We start from the raw sequence: 15,056 nt of genomic DNA on the forward strand, positions 1-15,056 counted from the left end.
TCAGCACGCCGGAGAGGGTGCCGGCCCACGGCCGGCACCCTCTCTCAAACGCGGATCAGCGTCCTCAGCAGCCGCAATTCCGCCCCGTTTTAGCTGCAGCCGCTCGTCGATCCGCAGCCCTCGCAGATGTAGCAGGACCCCGCCCGCTGCATCTTCGTACCGCAGGAGAAGCACAGCGGCGCGTCGGCGCTGATGCCGAGCTGCATCTCGACCAGTTCGGCGGAGGTGTGCGCCTCCTTGGGGGCCGGGATCGCGGCCGGGCCCGCGACATCGGCGGCGGAGACCGCGGAGACCGCCTTCAGCGTCTCCGCCGGACGCGGAGTGGACTGGACGAGACTCTCGGTGTCCAGGGTGTCCTCGTCCAGGGACGGCTCGTACGAACCGGTGTCCAGGTGGCGCTGGCGCTCCTCCGCGGAGTGGATCCCGAGGGCCGAGCGGGTCTCGAAGGGCAGGAAGTCCAGGGCGAGCCGGCGGAAGATGTAGTCGACGATCGACTGCGCCATCCGGACATCCGGGTCGTCCGTCATCCCGGCCGGCTCGAACCGCATATTGGTGAACTTGGAGACATAGGTCTCCAGCGGCACGCCGTACTGAAGTCCGACCGAGACGGCGATGGAGAAGGCGTCCATCATGCCCGCGAGGGTCGAGCCCTGCTTGGACATCTTCAGGAAGACCTCACCGAGACCGTCGTCGGGGTAGGAGTTGGCGGTCATATAGCCCTCGGCGCCACCCACCGTGAAGGAAGTGGTCAGACCGGGACGGCCCTTGGGAAGGCGCTTGCGGACCGGGCGGTACTCGATGACCTTCTCCACCGCCTGGCGGATGGTCTCCTCGGCCTTCTCGGCGACCTTCTCCTCCTCCTTCTTCTTGGCGGAGAGGGGCTGGCCGACCTTGCAGTTGTCGCGGTAGATGGCGAGGGCCTTGACGCCCATCTTCCACGCCTCGAAGTAGACCTCTTCGACGTCCTCGACGGTGGCGCTCTCCGGCAGGTTCACCGTCTTGGACAGCGCGCCGCTGATCCACGGCTGGATGGCCGCCATCATCCGGACATGGCCCATGGCGGAGATGGAGCGCTCGCCCATCGCGCAGTCGAAGACCTCGTAGTGCTCGGGCTTCAGTCCGGGCGCGTCGATCACATTGCCGTGCTCGGCGATGTGGGCGACGATCGCCTCCGCCTGCTCGGGCTGGTAGCCGAGGCGGCGCAGCGCCTGCGGCACCGTGCCGTTGACGATCTGCATCGAGCCGCCGCCGACCAGCTTCTTGAACTTGACCAGGGCGAGGTCGGGCTCCAGACCGGTGGTGTCGCAGGACATCGCGAGACCGATGGTGCCGGTGGGAGCGATGACCGAGGCCTGGGCGTTGCGGAAGCCGTTCTTCTCACCGAGGCGCAGGACGTCCTGCCAGGCCTCCGTGGCGGCGGCCCAGACCGGGGTGTCCAGGTCGTCCATGCGGACGGCCGTGGCGTTGGCGTCGGAGTGCTGCCGCATGACGCGCTTGTGCGGCTCGGCATTGCGGGCGTAGCCCTCGTACGGACCGACGACCGCGGCCAGTTCGGCCGAGCGGCGGTACGCGGTGCCGGTCATCAGTGACGTGATGGCGCCGGCCAGCGCGCGGCCGCCGTCGGAGTCGTAGGCGTGGCCCGTGGCCATCAGCAGGGCACCGAGGTTGGCGTAGCCGATGCCGAGCTGGCGGAAGGCGCGGGTGTTCTCACCGATCTTCCGGGTCGGGAAGTCCGCGAAGCAGATGGAGATGTCCATCGCGGTGATGACCAGCTCGACGACTTTGGCGAAGCGCTCGGACTCGAAGGACTGGTTGCCCTGGCTGTCGTCCTTCAGGAACTTCATCAGGTTCAGGGAGGCCAGGTTGCACGAGGTGTTGTCCAGGTGCATGTACTCGCTGCACGGGTTCGAGCCGTTGATCCGGCCGGACTCGGGGCAGGTGTGCCAGCGGTTGATCGTGTCGTCGTACTGGATGCCCGGGTCGGCGCAGGCCCAGGCCGCCTCGGCCATCTTGCGGAAGAGGGACTTGGCCTCGACCTCTTCGATGACATCGCCGGTCATCCGGGCCCGCAGCCCGAACTTGCCGCCGTTCTCGACGGCCTTCATGAACTCGTCGTTCACCCGGACCGAGTTGTTGGCGTTCTGGTACTGGACGGAGGTGATGTCGTCACCGCCCAGGTCCATGTCGAAGCCCGCGTCGCGCAGGGCGCGGATCTTCTCCTCCTCCTTGACCTTGGTCTGGATGAAGTCCTCGATGTCCGGGTGGTCGACATCGAGGATGACCATCTTGGCCGCGCGGCGGGTGGCGCCACCGGACTTGATCGTTCCTGCGGACGCGTCGGCGCCGCGCATGAAGGAGACCGGGCCCGAGGCATTGCCCCCGGAGGAGAGCAGTTCCTTGGAGGAGCGGATACGGGAGAGGTTCAGACCGGCGCCGGAGCCGCCCTTGAAGATCATCCCCTCTTCCTTGTACCAGTCCAGGATCGAGTCCATGGAGTCGTCGACGGAGAGGATGAAGCAGGCCGAGACCTGCTGCGGCTGCGGGGTGCCGACGTTGAACCACACGGGCGAGTTGAAGCTGAAGATCTGGTGCAGGAGGGCGTACGCCAGCTCGTGCTCGAAGATCTCGGCGTCGGCGGGCGAGGAGAAGTAGTGATAGTCCTCGCCGGCCTTGCGGTACGTCTTCACGATCCGGTCGATGAGCTGCTTGAGCCCGGTCTCGCGCTGCGGGGTGCCGACGGCCCCGCGGAAGTACTTGCTGGTGACGATGTTGACCGCGTTCAGCGACCAGAAGTCGGGGAACTCGACGCCACGCTGCTCGAAATTGACCGAGCCGTCGCGCCAATTGGTCATGACGACGTCACGGCGCTCCCAGACCACCTCGTCGTACGGATGCACGCCGGGTGTCGTGTGGATCCGCTCGATACGCAGCCCCTTGCCGGCCTTGGTCCCCTTGGTTCGGGAACCACGTGCCGGGCCGCTCGTCGTCTCTGTCATGCCGCCTCCCATATACGTACAAAAACACCCTGAAGTGCCATGCTCTTCCCGTGGCACGGGGTCTGTGTCCAAAAGCCCCGGGAACGCCTGAGGCGCCCGTGACAGGTCCTGGTTGCCGCGGAGCGGCCGGGTGCGGCCGGCCCTCAGTCCGCGGCGGTGGCGGGCACGGGGACCTCGTGGGTCCCGTCGGCACCGCACTCCTCTACGGGAGGCCGCTCACGCAGTTCCGCGATGGCGGCCTCGAAGTCTTCGAGCGAATCGAACGCCCGGTAGACGGATGCGAAGCGCAGGTACGCGACAAGGTCGAGTTCCCGCAGTGGGCCGAGTATGGCCAGCCCCACGTCGTGGGTGGTCAGCTCGGCGCTCCCGGTCGCGCGCACCGCCTCCTCGACCCGTTGGCCGAGCTGGGCGAGGGCGTCCTCGGTGACCGGCCGTCCCTGGCACGCCTTGCGCACACCGGAGATGACCTTGGTACGGCTGAAGGGCTCGGTCACACCGCTGCGCTTGATCACCATCAGTGAGGCGGTCTCCACCGTCGTGAAACGGCGGGAGCAGTCGGGGCACTGGCGCCGACGCCGGATCGACGTCCCGTCGTCGGTGGTGCGGCTGTCGACGACACGGCTGTCGGGGTGCCTGCAGAAGGGGCAGTGCATGGCTCCGAACCCTCCTTCACGGCGCGACTGAATAGCCTCGTGAGGGCCCGGAAAGAGCCCCTCGAAGCAGTCCCCAGCATAGGCGATGCCCTCGGCCCCGAACGACCGGGACCACAACTTCTGGGCGGTTGTGACAATCCAACCACTACATCTGGGGCCGGACGGCATCCTAAGCCCCGGAGCGTGTCGCCCGCTGAGGCGGGTGCGGCGGTCCCGCGCGGGCCGGCCATGAGCGTACGGGAAGGGCCCGGCGGCCAGGATCCGGGACCGCCGGAGTCCTACACGCCGGACGGACGCGACCGCGCCCTGGGCCCCGGCGCCATGGTCCCGGGCGGTACCGTGACGACGGGCCGCCCACGGCCACAAGCCGGGCCCATACACCGAGTCCGTCACTTACGGCAGTCACTCTTCGATTTTTCACTCGAACGTGTGTTTGGCGCAACCTTTCGAAAGCTACTACCGTTGTCCAGCTAGGGAGAACATTTCGAGAGGGGCCGACGTGACCACCACCGCAGACAGTGCCACCATCACTGCCCAGGACCGCTCCCAGAGCCGACTCGAGCCGGTGCATGCCATGAATGACGGGATCATGAACCCGGAGGGGCCCAAGCCCGCCCGTTCGCTGCCCGGACGACCTCCAGGAATCAGGGCGGACAGCTCGGGGCTCACCGACCGGCAGCGCAGGGTCATCGAAGTGATCCGGGACTCCGTGCAGCGGCGTGGATACCCGCCTTCGATGCGGGAGATCGGCCAGGCCGTGGGGCTCTCCAGCACCTCGTCGGTGGCCCATCAGCTCATGGCCCTGGAGCGCAAGGGCTTCCTGCGCCGCGACCCGCACCGGCCCAGGGCCTATGAGGTGCGCGGCTCTGACCAGCCGAGCACCCAGCCGACGGACACGACCGGCAAGCCCGCCGCGTCCTATGTCCCGCTGGTCGGCCGGATCGCCGCCGGCGGACCGATCCTCGCCGAGGAGTCGGTCGAGGACGTCTTCCCGCTTCCCCGCCAGTTGGTCGGCGACGGAGAGCTGTTCGTCCTCAAGGTCGTCGGTGACTCGATGATCGAAGCCGCGATCTGTGACGGGGACTGGGTGACGGTCCGCCGCCAGCCGGTCGCGGAGAACGGGGACATCGTCGCCGCGATGCTGGACGGCGAGGCGACGGTCAAGCGCTTCCGCCGCGAGGACGGCCATGTCTGGCTGCTGCCGCACAATGTGGCGTATCAACCGATCCCCGGTGACGAGGCGACGATCCTCGGCAAGGTGGTCGCGGTCCTGCGCCGGGTGTGACACCTCCACCGGCTCCGACCGGGCCCCGGGACCCTCTGCGCCGGTCCCGGGGCCTGCTGTTTGCCCCGGAACCACGCCCCCGCCGCCCCGGCTGAGGAGCGGCGGCGGAGGCGGTCACTCTCCGGTCGCCATGCCCTGAAACACCCGGTCCCGGATCATCACGCCCCGGATCATCACGCTCCAAATCACCGGGCCCCGGATCACCGGGCTCGGATCGTCACGCCCCGGCGGCCTGCGCCGCGGCATCGATCGCCGCGAGGGACCTCCGTACCGTCTGGCCGTCCGTCGTGTACCAGAAATCGGGCAGTGAGGCGCGCAGGAAGCTGCCGTACCGCGCGTTGGCCAGCCTCGGGTCCAGTACGGCCACGACGCCGCGGTCCCCGCTCGCCCGTACGAGCCGCCCGGCGCCCTGGGCCATCAGCAGGGCGGCATGCGTCGCGGCCACCGCCATGAACCCATTGCCGCCGCCCTCCTCCACCGCCTTCTGCCGAGCGCTCATCAGCGGATCGTCCGGGCGCGGGAAGGGAATCCGGTCCATCACCACAAGCTGGGAGCTGGGCCCCGGCACGTCGACGCCCTGCCACAGCGACAGCGTGCCGAACAGACAGGTCTTCGGATCGGCGGCGAAGGCCTTGATCAGCTCACCCAGTGTCTCCTCGCCCTGGAGCAGGATCGGCGCGTCCAGCCTGCCGCGCAGCTCCTCGGCGGCGGCCTGGGCCGCCCGCATCGAGGAGAACAGGCCGAGCGTACGGCCACCGGCCGCCTCCACCAGGCCCGCCAGCTCATCCATCATGTCGCCGCGCGACCCCTCACGCCCCGGGGTGGCGAGATGGCGGGCGACATAGAGGATGCCCTGCTTGCGGTAGTCGAAGGGCGAGCCGACATCGATGCCCTTCCACTGCGGGATGTCGTCCCCCTCCGTCCCCTCCGGCGCCAGCCCCAGCGAGGCGCCCACTCCGTTGAAGTCACCGCCGAGCTTGAGCGTGGCGGAGGTGAGGACGACGGAGCGGTCGGCGAAGAGCTTCTCCCTCAGCAGCCCGGACACCGAGAGCGGAGCCACCCGCAGCGAGGCCCCGAAGCGGTCGTGCCGCTCGTACCAGACGACGTCGTACTCGGCCCCGTTGGCGATCCGCTCCGCCACGGCGTGTACGGACTCGACCGACGCCAGCGCCTGCTTCCGTACGACGTCCTCGTCCTGCACGGACTTGTCCCGGGTCGAGCCCAGCGCCGAGATCACCGTACGGGCCGCGTCGCGCAGCGCCATCAGGGCATAGCCGAGATCCTCGGGGACCTCTTCGAGCCGCCCGGGCAGGGCCAGCTCCATCAGCCGCTCGAAGCCCTCGGCCGCCGTCTGGAGGGCGTCCGCCGCCTTCTCGTTCACCAGCTTCGCCGAGCGGCGCACGGCGCGGTTCACCTGCCCCGGAGTCAGCTCGCCGGTGGCCGCGCCGGTGACCCGGGAGACCAGCTCATGGGCCTCGTCGACGATCAGCACCTCGTGCTGCGGAAGCACCGGCGCGCCTTCTATGGCGTCGATCGCGAGCAGGGCGTGGTTGGTCACGACGACCTCGGCGACCTTGGCCCGCTCCCGCGCGAGTTCCGCGAAGCACTCCGCGCCATAGGCGCACTTCGTCGCGCCCAGGCACTCCCGCGACGAGACCGACACCTGCGACCAGGCGCGGTCCGAGACGCCGGGCGTCAGATCGTCCCGGTCGCCCGTCTCGGTCTCGTCCGCCCAGTCCCGCATCCGCAGCAGGTCCATGCCCAGCTTGCTGGACGGCGCGGCGGCCTCGAACTGGTCGAAGAGCCCGTCCTCCTCGTCCTGCGGCACCCCCTCGCGCAGCCGGTGCAGACAGAGGTAGTTGGACCGGCCCTTGAGCATGGCGAACTCGGGCCGTCTGCGCAGCAGCGGATGCAGCGCCTCGACCGTGCGCGGAAGGTCGCGCTCCACGAGCTGGCGCTGGAGCGCGAGGGTCGCGGTGGCCACCACGACCCGCTCTCCGTGCGCCAGGGCGGGCACGAGATAACCGAGTGACTTTCCGGTGCCGGTGCCCGCCTGGACCAGCAGGTGGGACGAGGTGTCGATGGCCTCGGCGACGGCTTCGGCCATGGTGACCTGGCCGGGCCGTTCCACGCCGCCGACGGAGCTGACGGCGGCGTGGAGGAGTTCGGGGAGTGATGGCTTCGTCATAGCCCGACCCACCCTACGGCTCACCACTGACAACAGCGATCACTCGCGGCGGCTCCCGGCCGCCAGCGGATTGGGGACCGTACCGTGCACGGCGGCGTGCGGCCGCTCGGACCGGTCGCGGTATCCGTCGAGGTGGAGGCGGTTGCGGTTGAGGCAGAGCCGCTCGATACGCGGGGTGAGCAGGTCGAACGTGGCGAAGCGCTCCTTCAGCTCCGGGAACCGCGTGTGGTGCCGCAGGATCTCCGCCCGTACGAGGGACCAGAACTCGCCCTCGGGCACCCCTAGTTGCTCCTCGCACAGGGGTGCCAGATAGCGGAAGACCCCGACGAAGAGCCCTGAATGGATGAACTGGGTGAGGAAGCTCGGCTCCTCGGTCAGCAGGATGTCCTTCACGTCGCGGGGCATCGTGTCGTGCTCGGGCAGCGGCTGCGCGCTGATGTTCACATCGTCCACGAAATCCTTGATCGCCAGCCGTACGGGGACGTCCTGGCCATCGAAGACGACGATGGCGTTCTCGCCGTGCGGGGAGAAAACGGTTCCGTAGCGGTAGAGGAAGTGCAGCAGCGGCGGGAGCAGCGCCGCGAAGAGCCGCTGGAGCCAGTCCTCGGGCGTGAGACCGGAGCGGGAAACGAGTTCGGCGGTGAACGCCCTTCCCTCCGGATCCGTATGGATGAGGGAGGCAAGCGTACGGGCACGCTCCCCGGGGGCGAGCCGGGTCTCCAGGGGCTCGCGCCAGATCGCGCCGAGCAGTTCCTTGTACTGGTAGGGGACTTCCGGGAGCTGGTCGTACAGCGGGTGCTCGACCGTCACCGAGGCGACCTCGCCCAGCAGGATCACCCCGCATTCGTCGCGCAGGAACGGGTCGGCGTCATGGATGCCGTGGACCCACGCGGTGACGGCGGGCGCGGCGAGAGTGCGCTCGGTGGGCAGTCCGCGCCAGACCAGGGTGTTGAGGATGGACAGGGGCAGTTTGACGGTGTGCCGGTCGGGCCGTCCGATGTTGAGGAACGTACGGATGGACTGCTGCGGCAGGCGGAGATCACCGTCGGTCGGGAGCGGGACGATCGCTCCCCCGGCTATGGCGGGCGCGTAGAGCGGGAGCAGGACCTCGTCCCACTGCCAGGGGTGTACGGGCAGATAGAGATAGGCGGCCGGGTCCAGGCCCCGGTCCCGGAGGACGGTGTCGAAGCGCTCGCGGACCGCCGCGTCAAGTTCCCCGGCGTAGAGCAGGTCGGGGCTGTCCAGGGCCGGGACTCCCCGGTAGGCGGCAAGGGCGGTGCTGACCGCGATCCAGGGCAGGGGCGCCGGTCTGCGGGCCTCGGGCGCCCAGCGCGCCGCATCGGTGGCGGAGAAGCCGACGCGGCCCTTGTTGAGGACGAGCCAGGGGTGGCCGGTCTGGTGTCCTTCGAGGTCGGCGTAGCCGAGATCGGCGAGGCGTGCCGCGGAGAGGGCGGTGTGGCCGAGCCGGGCGTCCGCGGCGAGGGTCGTGGTGAGTTCGCGGACGAGATGGCCGAGGGTCTCGCCGTCGAGCCCGAGCACCCGGCGGGCGAGCGGCAGAAAGCCCAGCGGATCGGTGAACGGCTGGTTCCGGTAGCGGATGGAGCCGGGGTCGACGCGCCAGTCGCCATAGGCACCGCGGGTGGCACGGAAGAGGAGCGATTCTCCGGCGTCGAGGGTGAGGGCGTAGTGGCCGGCGGCACCGGGGACGGGCACCGGTTCGACGATCTCCTCGTACGCGAATTCCCCGAGCAGTTTGGCGAGAAGCCGGCCGGCGGCCCGGTCCCAGGCCCGGGGGTTCAGCTCCGGTGGGGAGAACAAGGGCGCGGTGGAGCCGGGCGGGGCGGTGGAGTCACCGGCGGCCGTGGAGTTGTGGACAGGAGCGGTGGAGTCGTGGCTGACAGGGGAGTCGTGGGTGGCAGGGGACTTCGGCACGAGGACTCCTCGGGACGGAACCGGTGTGGATCGAGCGGTGTATCCACAGCCGCCGGAAGCGGCTGAGAGCGAGGGCGGGCGGCGGCAGGCGCAGACGGGCCGGGCCGAGGACGGTTCAGAGCCGGTCGCGCAGGGCGCGGTCGCGCACCATGAGGGCGGCTCGTTTGCCGGGCAGATCGACCTCCGAGAAGAAGCGGAAGCCGGCGCTCAGGAAGGCGGAGACGGACGGGGTGTTGCGCAGGTCGGGTTCGGCGATGACGCGCCCGCAGCGGGGCCGGTGGTCGAGGATGAGATCGGAGACGGCTCTGAGCAGGACGGTCCCGACCCCGCGCCCGCGGTCGGCGACGCCCCCGAGCAGGAGATGGATCCCGGTGTCGTGCGGACGGGCAGGGTAGTGGCGGGCGAGCGGGTCCAGGTCCGCGCGGTAGATCTCCCAGTAGCTCATCGGAATCCCGCCCAGAACACCGAGGCACGGGACGCTTCGGCCGTCGCCGTCGAGCTGGGGACGCAGATGGGCGGCGGTCACGGATTCCGGCCCCGCCAGCTCCCAGAAAGCGGCCACGGCGGGATCGTTCATCCAGCGGCTGACCAGCGACAGATCGCGCTCGATACACACGGGTACGAGCCGGAAGACACCGGCGGACGTGGGGGTGGCACCCCAGCCGCCCGGCGTGTCGAGCAGATCACCGGCCACCGCGGCGGGGGCGGCCTGCGGCGGTACGACCGCCTGCCCGCCCCCTCCGAACAGTGCGGTCAGCTCATCGAGCCGTAGGTCGACGGTGTCCTCGGTGCCCCCGCCGTGGTGCGGGGTGGGGCCGGCTCCACTGCCGGTGCTCGCGTCGGCGGGAGGCATGGGGCGCTCTCCTCTCAGCAGTTCGGACGGGTCGCGCTCCTTCGGCGCCGGACCGGTGACGGATCAATGGCGGATCAGCCGCGGATCAATGGCGAGTCGGTCGCGTACGAAGCACATGTCGGTGGCATACGAAGAACATCATTGGCGCAGTGGGTTCGTGATGGTGACATACACGGACTGGGTATCAACAGGCCCCACCAGTTCGTCGAGACCGTGCAGCCGGGTCAGCAGATTGGCCTTGCAGCGCAGAGTGGCGGGCTCCAGCAGCCGTCCGGGCAGCGGCGAGCCCAGCTCCGCCGCTCCGGCCAGAAACTGCCTGAAGGCGGCGAGAAGGACACGCTCGTCGGCGAGCCCCTGCGCACCGAACGCGCCGATCAGGCCGAAGACGTTGTTGATGCCGAGGTAGTAGGCGAAGCGCTCGTCGGTGACCTCGTCGGAGACGAAGGTGTCGCTGGCGGAGCCGATCCCGGGAAGGCGGCGCTCCAGCGAGGCGCGGTGGGACTCGCGGAAGTAGTAGCCCTGGTTGTCGCGGTAGCGGCCCCCGGTGGGCCAGCCGTCCGTGTCGAGGAGCACCAGGGTGTTCTGCTGATGGGCCTCCAGGGCGATCCCTGCCGTACCGTCCAGCCAGAGCACCGGGCGTACGACCTGGTCCAGATAGCGCAGAAACCACTCGGCGGACACGGCGGCACGCGACCGGCCGGTGCGGGCCGCCAGTGTACGGACGATCTCCGCGAGCCGCGAGTGGGTGCCCGCACGCCCGGGATACGGGCGCGGAGCGGTCAGCCCGGCGATACAGACGGCGTCGTCCCCGGGCGCGAACGGATTGTGGCGCACCATCACATCGAGCCCGCCGACCGGTTCCCCCTCCGGGGTGTCGACGGCGAGCCAGGCGGGGTCCCGGACGATGTCGAAGCCGGGGTGCGCGGCCTGCCACTCCTTGCCGAGCCCGCTGCGGAGCAGCCGGTGCACCTCGACGCCCCGGTGGAGTTCCTTGCGAAGGTTCTCACGGCGCGAGTTGGTGATCCGTACGCCGAGCGAGAGCTTGAGCATGGTGGGAACGCCGGACCGGTGGACCGTACGGATCGAGGAGGTGGGGTGCCAGGGCGCACCATGGGGTCCCAGGTCGTGCAGGAGGCCGGCGTCCAGGAGCGCGGCCACCGCGGGCCGGTGCTTCAACTCGCGTGCCTGCCAGGGGTGGAGGGGCAGCGGGACGGTGTCGCCGGGCAGGGGTACGTCCCCGATGAGGCGGGTGGTGAGCAGTTCCGCGGGGATGACGCGGCCCTGTTCGGTCCAGGCCGAGCCGGTGGCGAGTACGGACCGGTGGACGGCCATCCAGTGCAGCGGGAAGGAGCCGCGCAACTCGGGTGAGTAGAGGCGGGCTTCGGCCTCGGAGAGTCCTTCGCGGCTCTTGGGTGTGGGGTGCAGGGGGTGGCCGAGGATGAGCGACTGCTCGGCGGTGAGGAAGAGATCCGCACTGGCGGGGGCGCCGGGGTCCTGGCGCCGGTCGGCGATGAACTCGGCGGTGTGGCCAAGAGAGTTGGCGACCCGGCCGACCAGGTCGGCGCCCTGGTGGCGGCCCCCCTCCCGGCCGAGGAGCGCGGCGACGGTGACGGCCTCGGCGGCCGGGGCGTCCTGGGGCGCGTTCTCCAGGAAGGGCATGCCGAAGCGGTGCCAGCCCGTGGCGGACCAGTACCGGACGGGGACGAGCAGGGCGGTGCCGCTGGCGGTGAGCGGGATCCGCAGCACGGTGCCGTCGGGGCGGGGCAGCCCGGTCTCCCTGACCCAGCAGCGCAGCAGATTCTCGGTGGCCGCCGCGTCGGCTGCCTTGAGCGGGTCGGGGTGGTCGAGTTGGTCGGCCGCCGGAGGGCCGGCGAACGGGCCCGCCGGAGTGGCGGGTTCGCCGTCGAAGCCGCCCTCGGACTGCCGTGGCACCGTCGGGGATCCCGCGGTACGGGCGGCCCGCGCGGGGGCCTGCCCTCCCTGGTGTCCTCGGGGGTGGTCGGTGGAACGGGCGTCGGCCTCGGGCACTTCGGGTGAGGGTGTGGGGTTCACGCGGGCTTCCTTGTGAGGGTGTCCGGGATGTCCTGGATGGCCGGGGGGTGCGGCGGATCCATGTCCTGAGGATCCGGCGGATACGGCGGATCCGGGACGTCCCGGGTGGCCGGCGTGTCCGGGGCGTCCCGGGCCGGCGTCGGCGGTGTCCTGGGTCATGGGCACGGGTCCGCTCCGCTCCGGCGCGGCGCGGTACGTTCGGCGGCGGCGAGGGCGTCGGCGAAGCGGTCGAGGACCGCGGCGGCCTGTTCGTCGGTGAGCGTGAGCGGAGGGAGCAGCCGCACGACGGATGAACGGCGGCCGCCCAGTTCGACGATGAGGCCACGGCTCAGGCACTCGCGCTGGACGGCGGCGGCGAGTACGGGGTCCGGCGGCGCGGGGTCGCCGGGGGCCGGAGCGACGAGTTCCACACCGATCATGAGACCACGCCCGCGTACGTCTCCGACACAGTGGTGGGTCGCGGCCAGGCCCTGGAGCTGTCCCAGCATCCGCGCGCCGAGGACCGCGGCGCGGCCGGCCAGCCCGTTCTCCCGTACGTACTTGAGGGTCGCGGCGCCCGCCGCCATCGCGAGCTGATTGCCCCGGAAGGTGCCCGCGGGGGTTCCGGGCGGCCAGCAGTCGAGGTCCGCGTGGTGGACGATCAGAGCCAGCGGGAGGGAGCCGCCGATCGCCCTGGAGAGCACCATCACATCGGGGACGATCCCGCTGTGCTCCACGGCCCAGAAGGCACCGGTACGCCCCACCCCGGTCTGCACCTCGTCCGCGATGAGCGGAATGGACCGCTCCGCCGTCAGTTCGCGCATTCTTCGCAGCCAGGTGTCCGGCGCCGGGATCACTCCGCCCTCGCCCTGGACGGGTTCCAGGATCATTCCGGCGGGGACCGGCGCCGCTCCTCTGGGGTCGTCGAGCAGATCCTCGGTCCAGCGCGCGGCGAGTTCCGCGCCGCGTTCGCCGCCGACACCGAAGGGGCAGCGGTAGTCGTACGGAAAGGGCAGCCGGACCACCCGCGCGTCCTGAGCACCGGCGGAGGCCGCGAGGGCCCCGGCCGTCAGCCCATGGCTCGCTCCGGTGAAGGCGAGCAGGGTGTCGCGGCCGGTGGCGGTACGGACGAGGGTCAGGGCGGCCTCGACGGCATCGCTGCCCGCGGGGCCGCAGAACCGCACCCGGGCGTTCTCGGCGAACCGCCGTGGCAGGGTCGCCAGCAGCTCCGTGGTGAACGCGTCCTTGACCGGGGTCGCGAGGTCGGGGACATGTAAGGGAGCGCCCGAGTCGAGGACTTTCCTGATCGCTTCGAGGACGACCGGATGGTTGTGCCCGAGGGCGAGGGCGCCCGCTCCGGAGCCGCAGTCCAGATACCGCCGCCCGTCCGCCCCTTCGATCGTGATCCCCCGGGCCCGCACCGGCACGATGGGCAGCGACCGCGCGTAGGTACGGGCCGCCGTTTCGCGCAGGGGCTGGCGCCGGAGAATGCCCTCGTGCGCGACGGTGGGCGCCGCCGGAGCTGGTTCGGTCACGGCCACGACTGTCGGTCCTCCCGCTGTCACGGTTCGGTCACATGTCAGTACGGCGCTCGTCCGGCGAATGTTCGACGGTGAAGCCTGCCCCGTCCCTCGTATGTACCAACGACGCGGAATGCCCCGGATCACGGGCTGTCCAAAGATCCTTGGCACCGGAAACCGGTCAGGGATCAGGCCGGAAACCGCTCTCGGAACCGCAGCCCTGCCGTACGCCGTCCCCATCGGCACGCGGCATAGTGGAGGGTCTTGTCCTGACCCCAACACCGAGGCCGGGACACGTCATTCGCTGTCCGTACGAACTGTTCCGAACTGTTCCGAAGTCCCAGGGGGATCACGCCATGCGACCCATTCGCCCGACGCTCGCCGCACGCCGTGGAAGGAGCACCCGGCGCGGATTCCCCGCCCTGGCCGCGGTCTCGGTCGCCGCGACGCTCGCGCTGACGGCCACCGCCTGCGGGCCGGGCGAGGAGAACGCCGCGTCCGAGCCGAGCGCCGCGGCCGACGGCCAGATCACGATTCCGGACGATCTCAAGGACCGGCTCAAGGAGCACGGGATCGATCTGGACAAGTGGCGCAACGGCGAGTGGAAGAACTGGGACAAGGACAAGTGGCTCCGTGAGGCCAGGGACTTCGTCAACCCGATCATCGAGGACCTCTGGGACCCGGACAGGATGCGGGACGCGGAGCAGCCGCCGGAGCAGCCCGTCAAGGAGCAGGACATCTCCGGCGACGCGGGAGTCACCGACCCGACTCCGCAGCCCGTCACCGCGCAGGAGGTGAACACGCCGTACGGGGAGAACGCGGCCGAGTCGGGCAAGCTGTTCTTCGACGGGCCCGAGGGATCGATGGTCTGCTCGGCGACCGTGGTCCAGGACCCGGCCCACCCCGGCAAGTCCAACATGGTCTGGACGGCGGGCCATTGTGTGCACGCGGGCAAGGCCGGCGGCTGGTACCGCAACCTCGCCTTCGTCCCCTCGTACAACAACGAGGGCCTGTCGATGGCGGAGTCGGAGAACGCCCCCCACGAGCAGATCGCACCGTACGGAGTGTGGTGGGCGGACTGGGCGCAGACCTCCGAGCAGTGGATAGCCCAGGGTGCGTCGTCCGGCGGTCAGGGCGCTCCGTACGACTTCGCGGTGATCCATGTCACCCCGGAGAAGGGCAGCACCGCCACCTCGCTGGAGGAGACGGTCGGTTCGGCCCTTCCGGTGGACTTCAACGCCCCGGCCACGCCGCAGATCGCGAGCATGACGGCGACCGGCTACCCGGCGGCGCCGCCGTACGACGGCCAGAAGCTCTTCCAGTGCGAGGACAAGCCGGGCCGGCTGTCGCTGAACGCCGAGGACCCGACGATGTACCGCGTCGGCTGCACCATGACGGGCGGTTCGTCCGGCGGCGGCTGGGTGGCGGCGGGCCGGGACGGCAAGCCCGCTCTGGTCTCCAACACCTCCATAGGCCCGGTCACCGCGGGCTGGCTGGCCGGACCGCGCCTCGGCGATGTCGCCAAGGGCATCTACGACGGCGTCAGCGAGAAGTTCGCGGACCAGTAGGGCCGCACCAAGTCTCGTATCCCGTAAGGC

The 15,056-nt window shown here is 70.3% G+C and carries 9 protein-coding genes; 2 read left to right on the plus strand and 7 right to left on the minus strand.

Translation table 11 applies throughout. The annotated features are described in order from the left end of the window. Positions 1-89 precede the first annotated feature (89 nt). Both WH07_RS04390 and nrdR read right to left on the minus strand, forming a co-directional pair. Positions 90-2,996, minus strand: coding sequence for a vitamin B12-dependent ribonucleotide reductase (locus WH07_RS04390; protein ID WP_046495554.1), 2,907 nt, complete (start codon positions 2,994-2,996; stop codon positions 90-92). A 143-nt stretch (positions 2,997-3,139) separates the two neighbouring features. Next, positions 3,140-3,649, minus strand: coding sequence for a transcriptional regulator NrdR (gene nrdR, locus WH07_RS04395; RefSeq protein ID WP_046495486.1), 510 nt, complete (start codon positions 3,647-3,649; stop codon positions 3,140-3,142). A gap of 499 nt (positions 3,650-4,148) precedes the next feature. Between nrdR and lexA the strand changes: the two genes are divergently transcribed. Next, positions 4,149-4,934, plus strand: a complete 786-nt coding sequence (gene lexA, locus WH07_RS04400) for a transcriptional repressor LexA (protein WP_046495488.1) — start codon at positions 4,149-4,151, stop codon at positions 4,932-4,934. A 217-nt stretch (positions 4,935-5,151) separates the two neighbouring features. On the opposite strand, the gene WH07_RS04405 is transcribed toward lexA, so the two are convergent. The 5 genes from WH07_RS04405 to WH07_RS04425 form a co-directional block, all read right to left on the minus strand. After that, a complete protein-coding gene (locus WH07_RS04405) occupies positions 5,152-7,122 on the minus strand; it encodes an ATP-dependent DNA helicase (RefSeq protein WP_046495490.1) in 1,971 nt (656 codons plus the stop codon). A 39-nt stretch (positions 7,123-7,161) separates the two neighbouring features. Continuing rightward, on the minus strand, positions 7,162-9,054 hold the full coding sequence (locus WH07_RS04410; RefSeq protein ID WP_079022942.1) for an IucA/IucC family protein: 1,893 nt from the start codon (positions 9,052-9,054) through the stop codon (positions 7,162-7,164). Between the two features lie 115 nt (positions 9,055-9,169). Further along, positions 9,170-9,907 (minus strand): GNAT family N-acetyltransferase, encoded by a 738-nt coding sequence (locus WH07_RS04415; protein WP_046495493.1) that lies wholly within the window; start codon positions 9,905-9,907, stop codon positions 9,170-9,172. A 138-nt stretch (positions 9,908-10,045) separates the two neighbouring features. Next, positions 10,046-11,959: an IucA/IucC family protein gene (locus tag WH07_RS04420; RefSeq protein WP_046495496.1), complete on the minus strand. Its 1,914-nt coding sequence runs from the start codon at positions 11,957-11,959 to the stop codon at positions 10,046-10,048. Between the two features lie 155 nt (positions 11,960-12,114). Further along, positions 12,115-13,479, minus strand: coding sequence for a diaminobutyrate--2-oxoglutarate transaminase family protein (locus WH07_RS04425; RefSeq protein WP_046495499.1), 1,365 nt, complete (start codon positions 13,477-13,479; stop codon positions 12,115-12,117). A gap of 335 nt (positions 13,480-13,814) precedes the next feature. Between WH07_RS04425 and WH07_RS04430 the strand changes: the two genes are divergently transcribed. Next, complete coding sequence (locus WH07_RS04430; protein ID WP_198533717.1) at positions 13,815-15,026, plus strand: trypsin-like serine peptidase; 1,212 nt, start codon at positions 13,815-13,817, stop codon at positions 15,024-15,026. The last annotated feature ends 30 nt before the right edge of the window (positions 15,027-15,056 follow it).

This window comes from Streptomyces odonnellii, assembly GCF_000981895.1.
In the GTDB taxonomy this organism is placed as follows: domain Bacteria; phylum Actinomycetota; class Actinomycetes; order Streptomycetales; family Streptomycetaceae; genus Streptomyces; species Streptomyces odonnellii.